This is a genomic window from Thermotalea metallivorans (assembly GCF_001562415.1).
GTDB classification, from domain to species: domain Bacteria; phylum Bacillota; class Clostridia; order Peptostreptococcales; family Thermotaleaceae; genus Thermotalea; species Thermotalea metallivorans.
In genome coordinates this window covers 26,504-47,074 of sequence record NZ_LOEE01000031.1, presented here as the reverse complement: position 1 = coordinate 47,074, position 20,571 = coordinate 26,504, and the positions used below count along the sequence as shown (strand labels likewise).

Annotated in this window: 24 protein-coding genes; all 24 read right to left on the bottom strand. The window is 39.5% G+C overall.

Annotated features, from left to right (window positions below):
- Positions 1-17: 17 nt before the first annotated feature.
- A complete protein-coding gene (locus AN619_RS07595) occupies positions 18-1,622 on the bottom strand; it encodes a FapA family protein (protein WP_068556128.1) in 1,605 nt (534 codons plus the stop codon).
- Between the two features lie 24 nt (positions 1,623-1,646).
- Positions 1,647-2,381 carry a FliA/WhiG family RNA polymerase sigma factor gene (locus AN619_RS07590; protein WP_068556127.1) on the bottom strand — a complete coding sequence of 245 codons (735 nt, stop codon included), beginning with the start codon at positions 2,379-2,381 and terminating at the stop codon, positions 1,647-1,649.
- Between the two features lie 14 nt (positions 2,382-2,395).
- Complete coding sequence (locus AN619_RS07585) at positions 2,396-2,752, bottom strand: hypothetical protein (RefSeq protein ID WP_068556126.1); 357 nt, start codon at positions 2,750-2,752, stop codon at positions 2,396-2,398.
- Between the two features lie 13 nt (positions 2,753-2,765).
- Positions 2,766-3,254, bottom strand: coding sequence for a chemotaxis protein CheD (locus tag AN619_RS07580; protein WP_068556125.1), 489 nt, complete (start codon positions 3,252-3,254; stop codon positions 2,766-2,768).
- Positions 3,251-3,868 (bottom strand): chemotaxis protein CheC, encoded by a 618-nt coding sequence (locus tag AN619_RS07575; RefSeq protein WP_068556124.1) that lies wholly within the window; start codon positions 3,866-3,868, stop codon positions 3,251-3,253. Before AN619_RS07575 ends, AN619_RS07580 begins: the two co-directional genes overlap by 4 nt.
- A gap of 17 nt (positions 3,869-3,885) precedes the next feature.
- Positions 3,886-4,350 carry a chemotaxis protein CheW gene (locus AN619_RS07570; RefSeq protein ID WP_068556123.1) on the bottom strand — a complete coding sequence of 155 codons (465 nt, stop codon included), beginning with the start codon at positions 4,348-4,350 and terminating at the stop codon, positions 3,886-3,888.
- Between the two features lie 32 nt (positions 4,351-4,382).
- Positions 4,383-6,407 carry a chemotaxis protein CheA gene (locus tag AN619_RS07565; RefSeq protein WP_068556122.1) on the bottom strand — a complete coding sequence of 675 codons (2,025 nt, stop codon included), beginning with the start codon at positions 6,405-6,407 and terminating at the stop codon, positions 4,383-4,385.
- 4 nt (positions 6,408-6,411) lie between these two features.
- Positions 6,412-7,467, bottom strand: coding sequence for a protein-glutamate methylesterase/protein-glutamine glutaminase (locus AN619_RS07560; RefSeq protein ID WP_068556121.1), 1,056 nt, complete (start codon positions 7,465-7,467; stop codon positions 6,412-6,414).
- Positions 7,468-8,133, bottom strand: coding sequence for a flagellar brake protein (locus AN619_RS07555; protein WP_068556120.1), 666 nt, complete (start codon positions 8,131-8,133; stop codon positions 7,468-7,470).
- A gap of 64 nt (positions 8,134-8,197) precedes the next feature.
- Complete coding sequence (locus AN619_RS07550) at positions 8,198-9,121, bottom strand: MinD/ParA family protein (protein WP_068556119.1); 924 nt, start codon at positions 9,119-9,121, stop codon at positions 8,198-8,200.
- Positions 9,114-10,256: a flagellar biosynthesis protein FlhF gene (gene flhF, locus AN619_RS07545; RefSeq protein WP_068556118.1), complete on the bottom strand. Its 1,143-nt coding sequence runs from the start codon at positions 10,254-10,256 to the stop codon at positions 9,114-9,116. The genes AN619_RS07550 and flhF overlap by 8 nt, the downstream gene beginning before the upstream one ends.
- Position 10,257: 1 nt before the next feature.
- Positions 10,258-12,285: a flagellar biosynthesis protein FlhA gene (gene flhA, locus AN619_RS07540; protein WP_068556117.1), complete on the bottom strand. Its 2,028-nt coding sequence runs from the start codon at positions 12,283-12,285 to the stop codon at positions 10,258-10,260.
- An 11-nt stretch (positions 12,286-12,296) separates the two neighbouring features.
- Positions 12,297-13,385, bottom strand: a complete 1,089-nt coding sequence (gene flhB, locus AN619_RS07535; protein WP_083525033.1) for a flagellar biosynthesis protein FlhB — start codon at positions 13,383-13,385, stop codon at positions 12,297-12,299.
- A 4-nt stretch (positions 13,386-13,389) separates the two neighbouring features.
- Positions 13,390-14,178 carry a flagellar biosynthetic protein FliR gene (gene fliR / locus AN619_RS07530; RefSeq protein WP_068556115.1) on the bottom strand — a complete coding sequence of 263 codons (789 nt, stop codon included), beginning with the start codon at positions 14,176-14,178 and terminating at the stop codon, positions 13,390-13,392.
- Positions 14,179-14,193: 15 nt separating this feature from the next.
- The gene (fliQ, locus tag AN619_RS07525) at positions 14,194-14,463 is read right to left on the bottom strand and encodes a flagellar biosynthesis protein FliQ (RefSeq protein WP_068556114.1); all 270 of its coding nucleotides are present in this window, start codon (positions 14,461-14,463) and stop codon (positions 14,194-14,196) included.
- A 13-nt stretch (positions 14,464-14,476) separates the two neighbouring features.
- A complete protein-coding gene (gene fliP, locus AN619_RS07520; RefSeq protein WP_068556113.1) occupies positions 14,477-15,259 on the bottom strand; it encodes a flagellar type III secretion system pore protein FliP in 783 nt (260 codons plus the stop codon).
- Complete coding sequence (locus AN619_RS07515) at positions 15,256-15,774, bottom strand: FliO/MopB family protein (protein WP_068556112.1); 519 nt, start codon at positions 15,772-15,774, stop codon at positions 15,256-15,258. Before AN619_RS07515 ends, fliP begins: the two co-directional genes overlap by 4 nt.
- 20 nt (positions 15,775-15,794) lie before the next feature.
- Entirely contained in the window at positions 15,795-16,157 is a 363-nt protein-coding gene (locus AN619_RS07510; protein WP_068556111.1) for a response regulator, read from the bottom strand.
- Positions 16,158-16,173: 16 nt separating this feature from the next.
- Positions 16,174-17,334 carry a flagellar motor switch phosphatase FliY gene (fliY, locus tag AN619_RS07505; RefSeq protein ID WP_068556110.1) on the bottom strand — a complete coding sequence of 387 codons (1,161 nt, stop codon included), beginning with the start codon at positions 17,332-17,334 and terminating at the stop codon, positions 16,174-16,176.
- Between the two features lies 1 nt (position 17,335).
- Positions 17,336-18,322: a flagellar motor switch protein FliM gene (gene fliM, locus AN619_RS07500; protein ID WP_068556109.1), complete on the bottom strand. Its 987-nt coding sequence runs from the start codon at positions 18,320-18,322 to the stop codon at positions 17,336-17,338.
- Positions 18,323-18,337: 15 nt separating this feature from the next.
- Complete coding sequence (locus AN619_RS07495; protein WP_068556108.1) at positions 18,338-18,754, bottom strand: flagellar basal body-associated FliL family protein; 417 nt, start codon at positions 18,752-18,754, stop codon at positions 18,338-18,340.
- A 23-nt stretch (positions 18,755-18,777) separates the two neighbouring features.
- Positions 18,778-19,530, bottom strand: coding sequence for a flagellar motor protein MotB (locus AN619_RS07490; protein ID WP_068556107.1), 753 nt, complete (start codon positions 19,528-19,530; stop codon positions 18,778-18,780).
- Positions 19,530-20,318: a flagellar motor protein gene (locus AN619_RS07485; protein ID WP_068556106.1), complete on the bottom strand. Its 789-nt coding sequence runs from the start codon at positions 20,316-20,318 to the stop codon at positions 19,530-19,532. Before AN619_RS07485 ends, AN619_RS07490 begins: the two co-directional genes overlap by 1 nt.
- 3 nt (positions 20,319-20,321) lie before the next feature.
- The gene (locus tag AN619_RS07480) at positions 20,322-20,543 is read right to left on the bottom strand and encodes a flagellar FlbD family protein (protein ID WP_068556105.1); all 222 of its coding nucleotides are present in this window, start codon (positions 20,541-20,543) and stop codon (positions 20,322-20,324) included.
- Positions 20,544-20,571: the final 28 nt, after the last annotated feature.

The window sequence follows — 20,571 nt, the reverse complement described above, 5'->3', positions numbered from 1 at the left end:
ATTCCACCCTCTTTTTTTTATTTCAAATAGGGGATGATTTTGATCTCACCATCTTCCCGAAGAATGGTGGCCCGTTGAATTTCATCCCTCACATAATAAAAGGAATTTCCAATAGAAATCTTTACTCCGGGATAAATAACATTTTCAGCATGAATTCTTCCATTGGACAAAGACTGAAGGATCTGCTTCAAATTGACAAGCTCCTGGCTGACACTTTCTATTTTCACTTCTAAATATTGTTTGGTATTCAGCGATTTTCTCAATATCTCTTCCTTGTCGGGAGGAAGGGCAGCAATCTTAGCCATTTTTGTCAGTAAATCAATGGCCTTGTTTACATGATCCATATTTTTCGTCAAATGATCCATTTCTTCTTTCAGATGATCATATCGTTCTTTCATTTCAGGGTCGATGCCTACTTCCAGCTTCGTTGCCGTCGCCATACTGGACCCTATAATTTTTGCGGAAATATCCTGATTTGCTCTTATTTCCCCCCCTACAATCAATCCCTTCTTGCCTGTAACAATGACCTGCCCTTTCGATTCCAATTTGCAGTGCATCACTACCTCCGCCTGAATATTGCCATAGGCCTTGGCATAACAATTTTCCATATAGCGGGCAATAATGTCTTGCCTGCTGAATAACCTGCCGCTGTTATTTCCCTGGATTCCCTTGTGCAATATAATATTCCCTTCCGCATGAATCATAGCTCCTTCGACTACACCATATACTTCCACATCTCCATCACAATGGATTTCAAAACCCGTTGCCACATTTCCTTTTACTATCACTTTTCCGTTAAAATGGATATTCCCCGTTGAATTATCCACATCCCCGTTGATTTCACAGACTTGCAGGACCGTCACCTTATCGTCCAACAGTTTTACTTGTCCGTTTGCATCTGCAATCAGTTGCAGTCCGTCGGGACTTTCCACTACATTTTTTCCCCTTTTAAAATGCACAGGCTTTCCTGGCTTTGCCGGCAATGCCCGCCCCCTTACGGTTATGCCTTCAATACCGTCTGTGGGCAAGGTTCTAATGGCCAGTACATCTCCTTTTTTTACATTCTGAATCAAATTCAGTTCTTTAAAATTCACCGATCCGTCTTCTAAAATTTCAGGCTGTATTTTTGCATGTATATCAAAAAGATACTGTATGGTTCCATCTAAACCATGGATTGCCTCTTTTCCCCGGGCTACCTCAATCTTATGATGAAAGTTGTTTTGTATAATGGCATTTTCAATTGCCATGGAATCTATTCCATAAACGACATCCGCCGCAATAAGCGCATTTGTTACATCTTCCTTTGTAATCATTTTTCCGCCTTCAGGCGGTATCATGGTCATAAAGGCCTTCATTTCATCCTTACTCACTTCAATCACTACTTGACCATCCGTGCATTCCTTCTCCCTATCCCTAAGCGCATCCTTCGTTAAAGGATCTTCTTGAATATTTTTTTTCTTTATTTGAATTTTATAATGTTTTGTGGTGAAATGAAATATTGATTTTCCTTCTTCCAAAACTTCAATGTCCACATTTTCTAGGGTTGTGTTCAGTTCTTTTAAACCCTTTTCCACTGCTTCTTCATAAGTCTTTCCCTCGGTTATGATATACTCTTTTTTCAATTGCAATCACCACCTTTTTATGAATTAACCTGTTTTTTCCAATTTTGCCTTCAGTCGCATGATTGCCTTCGTATGCAATTGTGAAATCCTTGATTCTGATATCCCCATAATGTGAGATATTTCTTTATAAGTCAATTCTGAGTAGTAGTATAAACTGATAATTTTCCTTTCCCTCTCGGGAAGGCTATTGATCGATTCAATTAAAATCCGTTTCATCTCCTCCTTTTCAAAATATTGTTGCGGCTCATTATTTATATCGTCATCAATGACAGAAAAGTTTGCATTATTTAAAATTTTTTCTTCCAAGGAGACGACGGTAAAAGAATGAACATCCGCTAACATTTCATTCAGCTCATCTAAAGAAATTCCCAGTATTGCTGCAACTTCTTCGTCATCCGCACTTCTTCCCCTTTGATTTTCAATGGACTTGTAAGCATCTTCTAATTTTTTGTATTTTTGCCTGACAGACCTGGGAATCCAATCTAGATTTCTCAATTGATCGATAATCGCCCCCCTGATTCGGATATATGCATAGGTTTCAAATTTTACATTTTTTCCCGGGTCAAATTTATCGATTGCATCCAAGAGTCCAAATATGCCATAGCTGACAAGATCCTCAAACTCTATCTGGTTTCCATAATTATTATATAGTCTCCCTGCAACGATCTTCACAAAATCGATGTAGGACAAGATCAATTGATCCTTAATGGATTTATCTTTCGTTTTGGTATATTGATCCCATAAACGATGATTCGACATAACTCTATTCCCCCTTAAGACCCATTGGTTTTCCCATAAGGTTTCGAAGAATAATTTGTATCATAATTCTTAAAGTCTATCGGTATAAAATCTGTTTGTTCGTCATCTTTTTTGTTATATAATTCCGGTTGTTCAGAGGGAATAATAAGGTCTATCTGTTGTACAGAACTGTCTTTAGCCGTATTCTGTGTTATTTTTGCTTTCAATACATTGGATACACCCATATAAGATCCTAAAAATATTACTACATAAAACAGGATGGTTCTTTTTAAAAATGAAAGAAAAGTTATATTTGCCAGCATCCCGACCAATGTACTGATAAAAATAGATAAAAACAGCAAAATATAGGGTATTTTTCTTAAGATCTCCATATAATAACTCCATTCATATTTGTTTCATTCCATGGCCTATGGTTTTTACAAGAAGTATTCCTGTATCAGAGTAAAGTTCTATGGTTCTGCCAAAATTGCCCCCCGTATCCTCTGCTATAATTGGAATCTTCAACTCGCCCAAAACCTCTTTGGTGGCCTGTACATTTCTTTCCCCAATCTTCATGATATCGTTTTTATTTGAAAAAGAAAACATCTGTGCCCCACCGGCAATTTTACTGACAAGTCTGGATTTACTGGCACCTAACTTCAATACCTCTTCTAAAAGCAATGGGATACCTGTGTCGGCAAACTTAGCCAAATTGCTGTTGTTTTTAATGGCTTTGCTGGAAGGCAACATAATATGAACAAGTCCGCATACCTTTGTCAAAGGGTCATAGAGGGTGATTCCTACACAAGACCCCAATCCCAAGGTCGTTAATACTCCCGGATGTTTTGTCACATTGAAATCTGCCATTCCAACCTTTATGATTCCCGCGGTCATTGTAATACACCCAAGCTTTTCAATAGAATTTCAAATGACTCGGCATCAGGTATTAAGAAGAAAAATCCTTTGACATCATTTTTGTCCTCATGAAATTCTGTTTCAATGAGCAAAACATGATCTCCTACTTGTCCAAATTGAATGATGGGTACGCTTAAAATAGCACCTGCCATATCGATGGCCAGGGAAGGAATTGATATCTTTATACTTAATCCTGTCAATGAAGAAAGGGAAGAAACATAGGAACCTGATAGTATGTTTCCTATTTCCTGCAAGGCCGATTGATCAATTTCATCAAATATTTCCGATTCATCTTCCTTCAGCATAATCATATTGGCTAAAACCTTAGACGATTTTAAAGGCAGCAAAAACATAATACTTCCGCTGATATCTCCCTCTACGCGGAAATAAATGCCGCAAACAGGCACTTCGGCCCCCCCTAGGAGTTCTGCTACTTCTTTAAATTCCAAAATTTCTACTTTCGGGACATTCATATCAATTTTTCGATCCAACATCTTTGCAAGGGCAGTTGCTGCATTGCCGGCACCAATATTTCCGATTTCCTTTAATACGTCAATTTGCATGCTATTCAGCTCTTCAATTGAAATACCCATGGGCCACTCTCCCTTCTTTATTCCATAGGGTCACTATGTTCAGCGATATCCAACACCTTTTTCAGATCAAGCAATATAATCATCCGATGACCATTTTTGCCGATTCCTTTCACAAACCCATTTCCTGTGTTGTCAGCAATATTGGAGGCATCATCAATTTCATCGCTGCTTAATTGCAAAACTTCTGAAGATGCATCCACCAATAGACCCACAACAATATCTTCTACAGAGACAATAATGATTCTGGATTCATCGTTGACAGATACTTCGGGCAGATTGAATCTCTTTCTCAAGTTAACCACCGGTACAACTTCTCCCCTTAAGTTAATCACACCTTGTACATAATCTAAGGCATGGGGTACCCTTGTAATATCCATCACCCTTTCAATGGTTTCCACTTGAAGGATATCAATGCCATAGTATTCATTATCCAGTTGAAATAATACATATTGATTTTCTGATGCACCTACTTTGTTTTCCATATATCTTCTCCCCTTTTACCCAGGATTCTATTTTAAAAAAGTGAGTTTGTATCAACGATGAGTGCCACCTGTCCATTGCCCAGGATTGTTGCCCCAGCAATAACTTTTATGCCTGAGAGGAACTTTCCTAATGATTTGATAACAATTTCCTGCTGTCCTATTAAGTTATCAACAATAAATCCCGCCGTTTTTTCCCCTTTTCTGACCACCACCACGGTTAAATCTTCTTTCTCGTGATTGGATGCAGGTACTTGCAATATTCGATTCATTCTTAGAATTGGCAGCGTCGTATTTCGATAAAGTACAACCTCTTGGTTTTGAACTTTTCGGATACTGGAAGCCTTCATGGTAATAATTTCCTTAATCCCATTCAAAGGAATGGCATATTTCTCCACGCCCACATTTACCAATAAAGCTTGAATAATGGCTAATGTCAAAGGCAATCGAATAATAAACTTGCTTCCTTTGGATTTGAGCGTCTGGACTTCCACAACGCCGCCAAGGGATTCAATTTTTGTTTTCACCACATCTAAACCGACGCCTCTGCCGGAGATGTCCGAAATCTTATCGGCTGTGCTAAAACCAGGGCTGAACAACAGGTTTACAGCCTCCTTATCATCCAGATTTTCAGCCTGTTCTTTTGTTAATAGTCCCTTCTGGACAGCTTTATTTTTTACTTTTTCGATATGAATCCCTTGCCCGTCATCTTCCACTTCAATCACAACACTGTTTCCGTCTGGGTAAGCTACAAGCTTCACCGTTCCAAACTCAGGTTTGCCGCTGGCCCTTCTGATTTCAGGTTCCTCAATGCCATGGTCTATGGAATTTCGAATCAAATGAATCAACGGATCTCCTATTTCATCTATCACAGTCCTGTCTACTTCCGTCTCCTCACCGGACATGAATAATTCTATCTCTTTTCCTAATTCCTTGGATAAGTCTCTGACCATTCTGGGGAATCTGTTAAAGACCCTTTCAATGGGAACCATGCGGACCTTCATGACCGCATCATGAAGACTGGTGGTAATTCGCTCCAAATATTCGATGGCCTCATTCATATTATGCTTTTTCCCTGAATCGTCAATATCTTCCAGTCTTGTCTTGATAATAATCAATTCACTTACAAGATTCATCAAGTTGTCCAGACGGTCAATATCTACCCTTACAGTCTTTCCTACCTTAGGTTTTTTCGATTTTGCCATCTTTTTTTCATCCGGGGATTCTTCCTGCTCCTCATGTCCATCCACGTGATACTGTTCTGCAATGGCGTCTTTTCTTTCTTCTTTTAATTTCACCAAAATAGGTTCAATATGCACTTCTTCAATTTCAGAAATCGATAATATTTCCTTTTTTATATCTTCCATTGACAGTTGTGTAATAACGATCAATTCAAAGGACAAATCAAAATTTTCATCTTCTATATCCTCTACGGAAGGACTTGATTTAATAATTTCACAGTCTCTTTCCAGGGTATTGAAAACAATAAAGGCCCTTGCCGATTTCAGCATGCAATTAGGATTCAATACAATTTTTAATTTAAAGCAATGGTATCCTTCCCGGGATGCCTTTTCAATTGCACTTTTTGAAAAATCTTCAACTTCAATACCAATTTCATCATGCACGGAAGAAGTATCGAAAGGTTGGGTTTGTATCCCATTATTTTCCGTTTCCTCGTCTTCCGACATGATCTGATTCAGTTTTTGAATTAAATGGCGGGAATCCCCGTCTCCTTCATCCCCTGTTTTTTCAACTTCCCCGATATATTCTTCCAGTGTATCCAGACACTCAAAGAGGACATCGATAATGTTTTCAGAAATTTGAAGCTCACGATTCCTTAAAGACTGCAGTACATTTTCCATTTCATGGGTCAGCATTGCAATCTTGTGAAACCCCATAGTACTTGACATGCCTTTCAGGGTATGGGCAACTCTAAAAATTTCATTCAAAAGATTTCCATCTCTATGATCATTCTCGAGATCCAATAGGCTTTGATTCATGTTTTGCAGATGCTCTTTGGATTCTTCAATAAATATTTCTAGATATTGGCTCATGTCCATAAATTTACACCCCCACAGCTTTTATGATTGATTCTGCGATATCCTCTAATGGAACTAATATATCTACACAGCCTAAACTAACTGCCGATTTAGGCATCCCGTATACAACACAGGTCTCTTCATTTTGCCCGATTGTGATGCCCTTTTGAAGTTTTATGTTTTTCATCCCTTCCGCCCCATCGGATCCCATGCCTGTCATAATGACGCCGATGACATTGCTTAATTCCAACTGTGCCAGAGAATTCATCATATAATCGACAGAAGGCCTGTGCCCGGATACCGGACTATCTTTGGTAAGCTTTATTTTAAAAACATTGGATGATCGAATAATTTTCATATGATAGTCCCCAGGGGCAATATATGCATGTCCCGGTAGCAGTATACTCCCGTCTTCTGCTTCTTTTACTTCAATTTCCGATAAATTGTTCAATCTTTCAGCCAATGACTTCGTAAACCCCGGGGGCATGTGTTGAACGATTAAGATGCTGGCCGGAATATTTTTCGGCAAATATGGAATTACGCTTTGCAAAGCCCTAGGTCCTCCCGTAGAAGTACCAATCGCCACGATATACTTTACATTTGTGTTTTTTTCTTGGGCAAATGCGTTTTTGTTGATGGTTGCAATATTTTGGGGTTTCAGGACATGTTTTGACTTCATATTTGCCTTCGAAGCCATCTTTAACTTTTCATGAAGCTGTGCCTTTATCTCCTCTGTATTCATCTTAAATATACTGGAAGGCTTTGTAATAAAATCTACAGCCCCCAGTTCCAAGGCTTTCACCGTAGCATCGGCGCCTTCCTTCGTTAGGCTACTAAGCATTAAAACAGGCAAAGGCATTTCCTCCATAATGGTTTTCAGTGCTGTAATCCCATCCATCACGGGCATCTCAACATCCATCGTAACAACATCAGGCGAAAGCTCCTTAATTTTTTCAATTGCTTCCTGTCCGTTTTTGGCAGTGCCTATCACCTTGAGGTCATCGTCCAATTGAATTATATCTGCAATGACCTTTCTCATAAAAGCAGAATCATCCACAACCAGAACGTTAAGTTTTTTCATCTAAACCAATCCTTTTTTCTTCATTTTTCTTTGATAGCCAAATATAAAGGATATAATTTGCGTTCTTACACTTTCAGAGATATTCTCGAACATGATGGCAACATCATATTCATCCCGGGAGCCGTCATAGGACGCGCAACGAATGATTCTTCCCCTTGCACGAATAGGATTTTCGCCGGTCTTTATGATAATATCCGCAACATCATTGGCAGATAGTTTTGTTTTGGCGATAACCCTTAACCCGCCTCCACTAATATCTTTACTAAGTCCATGGATAATTTTTTCATGATCGGCATCGCCAGGCTTGATGATTTTCATCTGAACATCCAATACTACTTCCAGCCGGTAGTAATCCCTCCTTTGTACTTTTTCTACATCACTGATCCTTTCAATTTTCATATATGCCAACTGCTCACTATGTTTTCGAGAAACCACCCTCGCCCGAAATACAAATATCCCCACGTTTTTTTGGGCATATTTGATTCGAATAATTTCCCCCACAGGGATCGGCACCATCACATTATTGATAATGGGCATGGCAATAAACATTACCTGTTCGTCAACTTTGTCCAATACCTGGCTGATCAGTGCTGAACCCCTCTTAGAAATTGGCGTGTTTTCTATTTCAATTCTGTCACCAACCTTTGGCAAATCATAGCTGCTCATAAGTACGCATCCTCTTCCCCCTTCTGCAAAAAATTCCTGTGCCTTTTCGCCTATGGAAGCCTATCTAAATAGATTTCATATGTCCATAAAAAAGTTTGTTGATAAACTTTTTGAAGCCGCTTGCCTTGAAAATTTCCGTTGTTTGTTCATTAATAATTCTAGAAGCAATAGATTCTACCCCTTGACTGATTAAACTGTTGGGATAGCTTAAAATAAAAGGTTTTTGGGATTTAACGGACTTCGATACAACCACATCATCATACAAGTAGCCCAACCGCTCCAGAGTAACATTTAAAAATCTCTGGGCAGCCGTATTCAATTTATTATATATTTCTACGCCTTCCTGATTATTTTCCACGCGATTGATCAGCACCCTGATTTTTTTCTCCCTATCTTCCGCCACAATATTTTTAATCATGGCATAGGCATCTGTAATGGCCGTAGGTTCCGGAGTAGTAACCAAAATCACCTCATGGGTAGCTTTTACAAATGAAAGTACAGAATGATTAATGCCGGCACCCGTATCAATCAAAATAAAATCCGTAGTTTTCCCTAAAATTTTTAGATTTTCAATTAAATGATTGAGTTGCTCCTCCGAAAGATTGACCAGTTCCCTCAATCCTGAGCCACCGGAGATGATCTTTATCCCCTGGGGTCCTTCTGCCATAATTTCCTCAATTGTCTTTTCTTTCCTGATCACGTGGGCCAGGGAGTATTTCGGGATTAATCCTATGATCACATCAATATTGGCCAGACCTAAATCCGCATCCAGAATTGTTACCTCAAAACCAAGTTTTCTTAAGGCCAAGCCTAAGTTAATGGTAAAATTTGATTTGCCCACGCCGCCTTTGCCGCTGGTAACTGTTATAACTCTGGCATCCTTCCTGCCCGGATCGCTTATCTCATCGGGCCCGTGACTTTGAAGATGCCGATTCTGTTTCTTTATATTACTTACAATCTCCCTTAATTTCTGTGCTTGATCATTCATTGCTTTCACCTACTATAATACTGGCAATTTTCTCTGGATTTGCAAGCTCGATATCATCCGGCACACTTTGTCCTGTGGTCAGGTAGGAAAGATTCTTTCCCGTGAATATTTTTGTGTTCAATATATTCCCCTTTGTACTGCATTCATCCAGCTTGGTAAATAATAGTTTATAATCTTTAATAAATCCATAGGCATGAACAATATTCTTAATATCTTTATACCCCGTTGTTGCACTAATGACCAAAAATGTCTCTGGATTGGGAATATGGCGGATTAGTTGTTTTACTTCTTCTAACTGTTCGCCATTTTTATGATTCCTTCCTGCCGTATCCACCAAAATAATATCTTTTTCTTTAAAATTCTCCAGGGCATCTTTCATTTCTTGAGGTTCATATACAACTTTCAAAGGAATTCCCAATATTTCACTATATGTTTTTAATTGTTCTACAGCCGCAATTCTATAAGTATCGGAAGTAATGACTCCTACAGATTTCATCCCGTTGATCGACAGTTTTGCAGCCAATTTTGCCAACGTTGTCGTTTTTCCTACACCTGTAGGACCTATAAAAACAATTACTTTTTGCCCGTCCCTTATTTCTTCTACCGGTGACGGATATCCCAGATATTCTCTTATTTTGATTTTGATTGCATTTTTCACTGCCTCTTCGTTTTCCTTAGAAAAGCTCATTTGCTTCTTTACAATAGACAATATTTTTTCTGCAACTCCTGTATCCACATCATTTTGCAAAAGTATATTGTAATATTTTTCATATACTTCATCCTTTTTAGGGGCTTGAAAGCTCTTGGACGTATCTATATGCTCCATTTTCGTCAACATATTGTTTAAAAGCTCATGGATGCTGCCCATCTGATTTTGCAACTGATCGATTTTACTTGATTCAAGAACGCCCTGCCAGTTGGTTCTATGAGAATTCTCCAATAAAGGGTTCACCTTTTTTTCGCCATTTTCTTCTATGGCAGCCACCATTTCAATGAGTGGCTTTTTAAAAAAACCAAGAACGCCAGGTCTTCGAATCTTTCTGGAATGCAAAATTACCGCATTGTTTCCCAATTCTGCCTTCACCTTCAGCATCGCTTCCTGGGCATCATTGGCTATGTATCGTTTTACTTTCATTTTATGCACTCACCACCCCTACAGACTGGACTTCTACTTTTGTATCAATTTCATTATAGGATAAAACGATCAATTCCGGTGCCAATTGTTCAGACAATCTTTTAAAATAAAATCTGACAATAGGAGATGTCAAAATAATGGGTTGTTCTCCTATAGACATCAACTTTTGCACCTGCTGGGACAAGTTCGTGAGAATCCTTTGGGTAAGCATGGGATCCAAGCTTAGGTAGGATCCGTGTTCCGACTGCTGGATGGACTCCATAATTTTCTGTTCCAAGCTCGGTTCCAATGTAATGACCTTTGCCTTTTTCCCTTCGATAAACTGTTTGGTAATAGCCCTTGACAGGGATTGGCGCACATATTCCGTCAGCATATCCGGATCCCTGGTAATGGGTCCGTAATCAGCAAGGGTTTCTAGAATTGTTACCATATCTCGAATAGAGACTCCCTCTCTTAACAGATTAGCCAATACTTTTTGGATTTCTCCGATCGATAATATTTTCGGAACCAATTCATCCACAAGGGCTCCATGATGTTCCTTCACGCTGTCCAATAAAGTTTTGACCTCTTGTCTGCCCAATAATTCAAAGGCATGTCTTTTAATAATTTCCGTCAGATGGGTAGAGATCACAGAAGATGGATCTACCACTGTGTAACCGAATATTTCAGCTTTTTCCCTTTCTTCCTCGGAAATCCATTTCGCAGGCAGCCCAAAGGCCGGCTCAATCGCATCAATTCCCATAATATCTCCTTCGGCTGTTCCAGGATTCATTGCCAGATAATGATCAAATACGATATTTCCGTCGGATACCTCTACCCCTTTAATCTTGATGACATATTGATTTGGCTCCAACTGGATATTATCTCTTAGTCGAATCATAGGAACAATGATCCCCAATTCTAGGGCACATTGTCTTCGGATCATCACCAGCCGATCAAAAAGATCGCCTCCCTGGTTCGGGTCTGCCAAAGGAATAATTCCATATCCAAATTCAAGCTCGATAGGATCCACTTGAAGCAACGGAATTACATTTTCAGGTTTTCTGATCTCCTCTACTTCACTACCTTGAGCAATCTCCTGTTCTTGGATTTCTGTTTCCTTCATCGTCTTTCGCAAGACAAATCCCAAATAAAAGAACATTCCGCTTAAGGCAAAATATGGCACCTTCGGTAACGGCGTTAAACCTAAGACAAGTAATACGCCGGAGATAATAAACATAATTCTTGGCTGGTTGAACAATTGCTTGATAACGTCATTTCCCAGATCAGAATCTGAAGCAGCCCTCGTTACCACTATGCCGGTACCCGTTGAAATCAAGAGTGCAGGAATCTGTCCCACAAGTCCGTCTCCGACGGTCAGCAGTGTATATTTGGCTAATGCCTCTTGAAAGGTTAAGCCCCCGCCTGCCATCCCCAGTACAAAACCAGCAACAATATTGATAACAGTAATGATGATGCCTGCTATGGCATCCCCCTTTACAAACTTGCTGGCACCATCCATAGCTCCATAAAAGTCTGCCTCCCTCTGGATGCGCTTGCGCCTTTCCCTGGCTTCTTCTTCACTGATCAGACCGGAATTGAGATCTGCATCAATGGCCATCTGCTTTCCTGGCATGGCATCCAGGGTAAATCTGGCAGCTACCTCTGAAACCCTTTCAGCGCCCTTTGTAATGACAAGAAACTGAATGATGGTAATAATTAAAAATATAATAAAGCCCACAATCGCATTTCCGCCGATCACAAACTCCCCAAAGGCCTTGATGACATCTCCCGCATATCCACGGGAAAGAATATTTCTTGTGGTAGAAATATTTAATGAGAGCCTGAATAACGTAGTCAACAGCAACATGGAAGGAAAAATTGCAAATTGCAGGGGTTCTTTATTATAAATGGCTATCAGGAGGATCAGCAGCGATAACGATATGTTGAAGCTTAGCAGTATATCTAATAATGGCAATGGAATAGGAATAATAATGATCATAACAACTGCGATAATGGCAAGTGATACAACAATATCACCAAATTTCATTTTTTTTCCTCCTAAATCATGTTTTTCAATTTATAAACATAGGCTAAAACTTCAGCAACAGCTTGATATAAATCTGGAGGAATATAATCTCCGATTTCCACCGTATGATATAAAGTCCGTGCCAAAGGCTTATTTTCCACAATGGGTATTTCATATTTTTCTGCGATCTCCCGGATATTAGAAGCAATGAGATCCTGTCCCTTTGCTAAGACAATGGGCGCATTATCTGTTGTTTGGTCATACCGGATGGCCACAGCATAATGGGTAGGGTTTGTAATGATCACGTCTGCTTTCGGGACATCCTGCATCATTCTTCCCATGGCCATTTGCCGCTGTTTTTCTTTAATTTTCGATTTGATTTGAGGATCCCCTTCCGTCTGTTTATACTCTTCCTTAATTTCTTGCTTGGACATTTTTAACTCATTCTCATATTCCCATTTTTGATAAAAATAGTCCAATACGGCCAAAAGGATTAGCACAATTGCAGCCCTCAATCCCACATTTATTGTAGCTTTTCCTAAAAACGATATGATGCTGATTAATTCCATATCCAGAATATTCATTACAGATCGAGATTGTTTCAGAACATAATTAAAGGTTACATAGCCCACGGCGCCAATTTTCATCAGTGACTTTACGAACTCCACAATAGATTTCTTGGAAAATATTTTTTTAAATCCGCTGATGGGGTTGATACGATCCCACTTCGGCACCAAGGGTTTCGTTGTAAATAAAAACCCTACTTGCATATAACTGCTAAATAAGCCGATGACAAAGGCACATCCCGCCATGGGAGCAACCAGTTTTACCGATTCCCCCACCATGAGAAGAAATAGTTTGTGCACTCCGTTAATAGTAAATAAATTCTCATCATGGATGGTATCGGTAAATATCCTTTGCATATATAGGGACAAATTGCTGTAAATATATTTGCCGGCCAGTTGTAAAGTGAAAAAAGTAAACAATAGGATTAGGGCTGAGTTTATTTCCCTGCTCTGCAAAACCTGTCCCTTTTCCCTTGCTTCTTTTCGCCTTTTGGGCGTAGCCTTTTCAGTTTTTTCTCCTGTAAACAGCTGCAAGTTTATATCAAAAAGGTACATTCTATCATCCTTTTCCCATGGCATTGAGAAAGTCTTTTAAATTTTCAAACATACGATCGAATATATACTCGAAAAAACCAGCATATAGGGGCATTATGATCAAAAGTACCAAAAGGCCCAACAATATCTTCAGAGGCATACCTACTACAAAAACATTCATTTGGGGCATTGTCCTGGCCAATATTCCCAACAAAACATTTGCCAGAAATATAGACACAACAATGGGTGCTGAAAATTTAAATGCAATCACAAAAATTGTAATAAATATGCCTATTATCTGATCCACCATCCATACATTGATATGGATTTTCCCCATAGGAACCATGGCAAAGCTTTGCTTCATGGCTTGAATCAAGAAATGATGTCCGTCAATGGATAAAAATATTAATACTGCCATGATGAAAAACAAATTGGCTGTGAGAGCAATTTCTTCATTTTCATCCATGGGGTTGATGACGTTTGCTATGGAAAATCCAATTTCCATGTCAATCATATGGCCCGCCAAATATACCGTACTGAAAAACAAATAGCATATAAAGCCGATGATCATTCCTATGAGAAATTCCTTTGCTGCAAAAGCCAATAATGCATAAAAGCTGTCCAATTGCAAGCCTGCTGGAATATCAATCATAGGAAACAATATAAAGGTCAGAAACAAAGAAAATCCTAATTTGATATAAGCAGGGATATGATTCAAATTCAAAATGGGTGCCGTAATAAACATGCCTACGATTCTTGCAAAAACAAGCAGAAAAATAGCCAGATTTTCCAATAATTTTCCTATGATTTCCAAATTAACTCATCCTATCTACTGTATGAACTTGTTCAAATTTAGAAAAAGTTCCTCTGTATAATCTATGGCCGTAGTCAGTAGCCATGGCCCAAATATAATAAATGCAATCAGCACAGCAAGTATTTTCGGAACAAAGGCTAAAGTAGCCTCCTGAATCTGGGTCGTCGCTTGAAAAATACTGACAGCAAGCCCCACAATCAAGCCCAGCAGCAGCATAGGCGCCGATAAAATAATTACATTGAACATTGCCTGTTGAAACAATTCTACAACTACACCTTCACTCATCCTTCAAACACTCCTATTGAAATCCCATAATGAGAGATTTGATAATCAGATTCCATCCATCCACCATAATAAACAACAATATTTTAAAAGGCAATGAAATCATCACCGGCGGGAGCATCATCATTCCCATGGACATGAGGGTGCTTGCCACAACCATATCAATGACAATAAATGGAATGAACAATACAAATCCTATCTGGAAACCTGTCTTTAATTCACTAATCATAAAGGCAGGTATTAGTGCCTTTGTAGGCACATCCCCAAGCCGATGGGGCTTTTGGCTTCCGGAAATATCAATGAAAAGGGCTAGATCCTTTTCTCGGGTATGCTTAAACATAAAGGCCCGCATAGGTTCCATGGCTCTCACGAGGGCAACCTCCTGATCAATTTCCCCTGCAAGATAGGGCTGTATGGCTTTATTATTTATCTCCGCCCCAATAGGTGCCATAATAAAAAAAGTGAGGAACAGCGCCAAACCAATAAGCACTTGATTGGGTGGCGTGGTTTGGGTTGAGATTGCTTTCCGAATGAACGATAAGACAATAATCATTCGGGTAAAGCAAGTCATCATCAACAAGATAGACGGTGCAAGGGCCAAAATGGTTAAAATAAACAGTATCTCAATGCTATTTGCCACTTCCCTTGGAGAATTTGCTTCTTCTAAGCTCAATCCTATTTTAGGAATAGGAAGTTTTGGCTCTGCAGATACAGCGGCAGAAGAAAACATAAAAAAGAATAAAAAGACAACTATGAAAATGCTGACACGAATCGTTTTCTTTGTGATCTTGTTTTTCATTCATTTTCATCCTTATCTGTATATTGATGGAGCCCTTGATTTTTTCGCCGAATCTTGTTTAATTTGGCCATCAGATCCTCCTTGGAACCAAAAAGATTGCTGTCTTTGACATCTTTTTCGGATTGAACTTTGTGTCCGTGGATAAACTTGGCAAGATAAGCATCAAAGGGCTTCACAAAATTTTCATCTTTTCTCTCCTGCTGAAGCATTTTTATGTCTTCTTTCTTGATTTTATCTATCAACTCTACTGTATGCTTGCCAGCGGCAATCAGATAGTAATTCTCCCCTATGGCAATGATATATAGGGCCTTGTCTATGCCCAGATTCATTTTTTCAATCACCGTCAAGTTTCTATTGCCTGTGATGACTGCACCCTTTTTTCCGATAAATCTTGTTGTAACATATGCTGCAAACAGAATCAATAAAAATATGCCCATGAGGGATATGATTTGACCCAATAGGCTCCATCCCCTTGCAGATGCAGCATATACAGGAATGCCTAAGTTATGAGACATATGGAAGATCCCCTTTCAGATTAGCCAAGAACCTTTCTGACGGCCTCAATGACACGATCCGCTTGAAATGGCTTTACAATAAAGTCCCTGGCCCCTGCTTGAATCGCCTCAATCACCATCGCTTGCTGTCCCATGGCAGAACACATTATCACCTTGGCATTGCTGTCAATCTTTTTAATTTCCTTTACAGCCTGTATTCCGTCTACCTCTGGCATTGTAATATCCATAATCACAAGGGCCGGTTGAAGCTCTTTATATTTTTCAATGGCTTTCAATCCATTTTCTGCTTCTCCTACAACCTGAAATCCATTTTTCGTAAGCACATCCTTGATCATCATTCTCATAAATGCTGCATCATCAACGATTAAGATTCCTTTTGACATAGATCTTTCCTCCTCATTATTTTATCTTGCTCATTTTCTTTTCTTGACTTAAAATATCTGTAATTCTGATTCCATAATTTTCGTCAATTACTACCACTTCGCCTTTTGCGATAAATTGCCCATTGACCAAAATATCCAAAGGTTCCCCTACCAATCGATCTAGTTCTATCACGGCTCCCGGGGATAAATCCAGGATCTCACTGATGCGCCTTGTAGTTCTGCCTAATTCCACTGTAATTTCCAAAGGCACATCCTTCAGCAAAGCAATATGTTCCTTCTCACCTCTCCCCCCGTCATCATCAAAAGACTGGAACTGAACCGGTTGCACATGAACCGGTGTATTGCGGCTGGGATTGCTGCACATGCCTGTCGGTATACTCCTGTCTTCCCTGTGGTAGGCTCCTCCGTTTCGACCCATATATTCTCTGTTATCAGCCAAATCATCATCTGGCCCAGGAACGGCCGAAGATTCCCCATGAACAACATTTTCATCACTTCCTCCCCTATGGTCGGTAGTCCCTTCGAATAAATTGTTGACCAGGGTTTTGGCAAAACCAATAGGAATCAATTGCATAATTTCACTGTCAATGATATTGCCGATGACCATCCGAAAGGCAATTTTTACCACCTTGTCGTGGGGCTTAAATAAGTCTAGATCGATATTCGCATTGGAAAAATTGATTGCAAATGCCTTGGGTGGTGATATATCAATTTTTTTATGAAACATTTCTGCTAAAGAAGTAGAGGCAGAACCAATCATTTGATTCATAGCTTCGCTAATGGCGCTTAAATGAAGTTCTGTTAATTCACCAGTAAAGTTTGTGCCATCGCCTCCCATCATTAAATCGGTAATAATTTTTACATCATCTTCTTTGAGAACCAGCAGATTGACTCCTTCAAGTCCTTCCCTATACTTTACTTCCACAGCAACAAAGGGGATAGGGTAAATCTCTCTCAGTTCTTCAATAGATAGAATCGATACCTTTGGGGTGGTGATTGTAACTTTCTGCCCCAATAGGGTAAACAGCGTGGTAGCAGAAGTACCCATGCTGATATTGCCAATTTCTCCAAGGGCGTCTTTTTCGTTTTCATTCAATACCTCTTCTGTTGTTTCACTTAGGTGTGATGTGCCTCTTAATAGAGCATCTATTTCTTCTTGGGAAAGCATATCGCCCATGTTAGATTTCCTCCTTTCGCTCAACGCCTACAATCTGCACAGCCAGTTTTTTCTTCTTCATGCCTGGTTTTCCTCTATATTTCAGTTCATTACCTACATAAATCTTTATATCTTCATTGATCGTCGTATCCAATTGAATTACGTCACCCACTTGCAGATCCAAAAATTCGCTGATTGTAATATGGGTTTTGCCAATTATAGCCCGAATGGGGACATAGGCCTTATGGATTCGACTTTCTATTATTTTCTGATCATCGGGAGTAGATTCTTTGCTGGAGCTGTTGAACCAATACTTAGTGCTCAACTGAGATAGGATCGGTTCAATGACAAGATGAGGAATACATATATTCAGCATGCCCTCTACCTCTCCTATCTTGACATTCAAAGTAATGAGTGCAATGGTCTCATTGGGAGAAATAATCTGAGCAAACTGTGAATTTGTCTCGATCTTCTCCAGCTTAGGTTCTAAATCTAGTACATTTTCCCAAGGTTCTTTGAATAGCCGAATCATTTGTTTGATCACGGTTTTCAATAGGGTAATTTCAATCTCTGTAAAATTTCTCGTTTCCTCCATGGGTTTCCCGCTTCCGCCTAGGATACGATCAATCAACGTAAAGGCAATATCCGGTGTAATATCCAATATTATTTGACCGGACAAAGGCGAAAAGTCTACAATTCCTAAAACCGCAGGATTGGAAATAGAATTGCTGAATTCATAATAGGTCAACTGCTCCACAGTAAAAACATCCACTTGAACCAAACATCTGAGATAGCCTGACAAATAGGTATTCAGCAATCGTGAAAAATTTTCATGGATAACCTGAAGGGTACGTAATTGATCCTTGGCAAATTTATCCGGCCTCCTAAAATCATATTTCTTGACTTTCTTTTCGTGTGTATCTTCCTTCATTTCTTGTACATTTACTTCACCAGTACTGAGAGCCTGCAGCAGTGCATCTATTTCACTTTGGGACAATACATCGGACAATTACGTCACCTCCCTTTATTGGACAATAAATTCAACAAAATAGACATTGGTAATCTGATCGGAATGAATAACTTGTTGAATAGATTTCAAAATTTCGGCCCGCAAAACCTGTTGGCCTTTATCTCCCGATAAATTGTTCTCATCCTTGCTTCTCAACAGCTCAATGATATTGTTCGTAATCTTCGACTTATTTTCCGTCAGTTTTTCAACAATTTTTTCATCGGTCACTTCAACTACAATATTTGCCTTTAAAATTCTTCTGCTGTCCCTTACGTTGGAATAAAGTTCTCCGATAGGAAAACTATAGGTCTTAATTTCCTTTGCAGCTTTTTCTGGAGTTTTATATACAGCAAAATAAAAGACTCCTCCAAAAACAATTGCCGTCACTAGAAAACCTATGATACTGAATAGAAATATCTTTTTTACAGTCATACGGTTACGCCCCTTTTGAAATTCTAATAGTATGGTTCTGATTTCACAAAATCAGAACGAAGAATTACAATATCAACCCGTCTATTCTTGCTTTTATTGTTATCGGTATCATTGGGTGCAATGGGATGATACTGGCTGTAGCCAGATGCCGATAGCCTGTCCGGCTGCAACCCGGCTTCTTCAATTAAGAATCTTACAACATTGGAAGCCCTTGCCACCGACAATTCCCAATTGGTTGGATACTTCTGGCTTCTGATGATCGGGTCTGTGTCGGTATGTCCTTCTACACGAATATATTTATTTGCAAATTCATCCTGTTTCAAAAGATCTGACAGAAATAGCAGCGTTTGACCTGCATTTCCCTTTAGATCAGCCTTCCCGGAATCAAACAGAACATTATCCTTGAATCGGAGGAGCAAACCCCTTGGTTCCAAATCTACCAGGATTTCATTTTGAAAACCGTTTTGCTCCAGATACGCTTCGATCTTCTCTTGCAATTTTTTAAAGTCTTCCAATTCCTCCAGTTGTTTTGTGGTTTTCTCTTCTTCTAATGCCTCATGGATGTACAGGTTGTTTTCAATGGTTTTGCCGCCTTTCATCACTCCAAGGGAACCTTGAAAAGATTGCATAATTGCTCTAAATTTCTGTGCATCAATGGTGGAAAGTGCAAACAGCAGCACAAAGAAGCACAGCAGCAATGTAACCATATCTCCATATGTAGTCATCCATTCCGGTGCACCGGTTTTCGCTTCCTCTTGACCTCTTTTTCTCCCCATTATACTTCAGCACCTTCCCCTTTGCTATTGTGAAGGCTCTTTCTCATCGTCGGCGGAAGGAATGCCTTTAGCTTTTCCTCAATAATTCTGGGATTCTCCCCAGCCTGAATCGATAAAAGTCCTTCCACCATGATTTCTTTGATTAATATTTCTTCCTTGCTTCGAATCTTTAGCTTGGTAGCTATGGGAATAAAAAGCAGGTTGGCCAAAACAGACCCGTAGAAAGTAGTAATCAGTGCAACGGCCATACTCGGTCCCACAGCCTTTGGATCATCTAATTTCTTAAGCATATTTACCAATCCTATCAAGGTACCGATCATACCAAAAGCAGGAGCCAAACTCCCCATGGTTTCAAACAAACTCCTTCCGGAGCCATGTCTTTCTTCTAGGAATGCCAATTCCGTCTCCAGAATATTTCTGACCAATTCCGGATCCGTTCCATCCACAATCAGCATAACTCCTTTTTGCAAAAACTCGTCATCAATGTTTTCTGCCGCTTCTTCCAATGCCAGCAGTCCTTCCCTTCTTGCCGTATTGGCAAGTTCAATGATCCTGCCGATGGTATCCCCAGGAGCCAAATCCTTTGAGGAAAAAGCCTTCCTTACAATGGTAATGGATTGAGCTACTTTTTTCAAGGGATGGGCCACCAATGTTCCAGCAACCGTTCCTCCCAGTACGATAACAATAGAGGGTACATCCCAGAAGGATAGTATGCTGCCACCAAGAAATATTCCCCATACCATGAAACCAAAACCAAGAAGTATTCCGATTAAAGTTGCTAAATCCAATAGCTACACCTCTTTTCTGAAAAAGCTGTCTAAAATTGCTGCTTGTGTAAAAATTTTTTGCTTATATGCAATAATCCTTCGAACAATTTCATCGACACTTTCTTTCACAACAATTTTTTTCCCTGTGGTAAGGGTGATCACCGTATCCGGTGTGGCCTCAACAAATTCAATCAACTCACCGTTGACCATATAACTTTCTCCGCTTAATCTTGTCACTTGAATCATTTTATCACCTTTAAAAGAGGGGAATTAT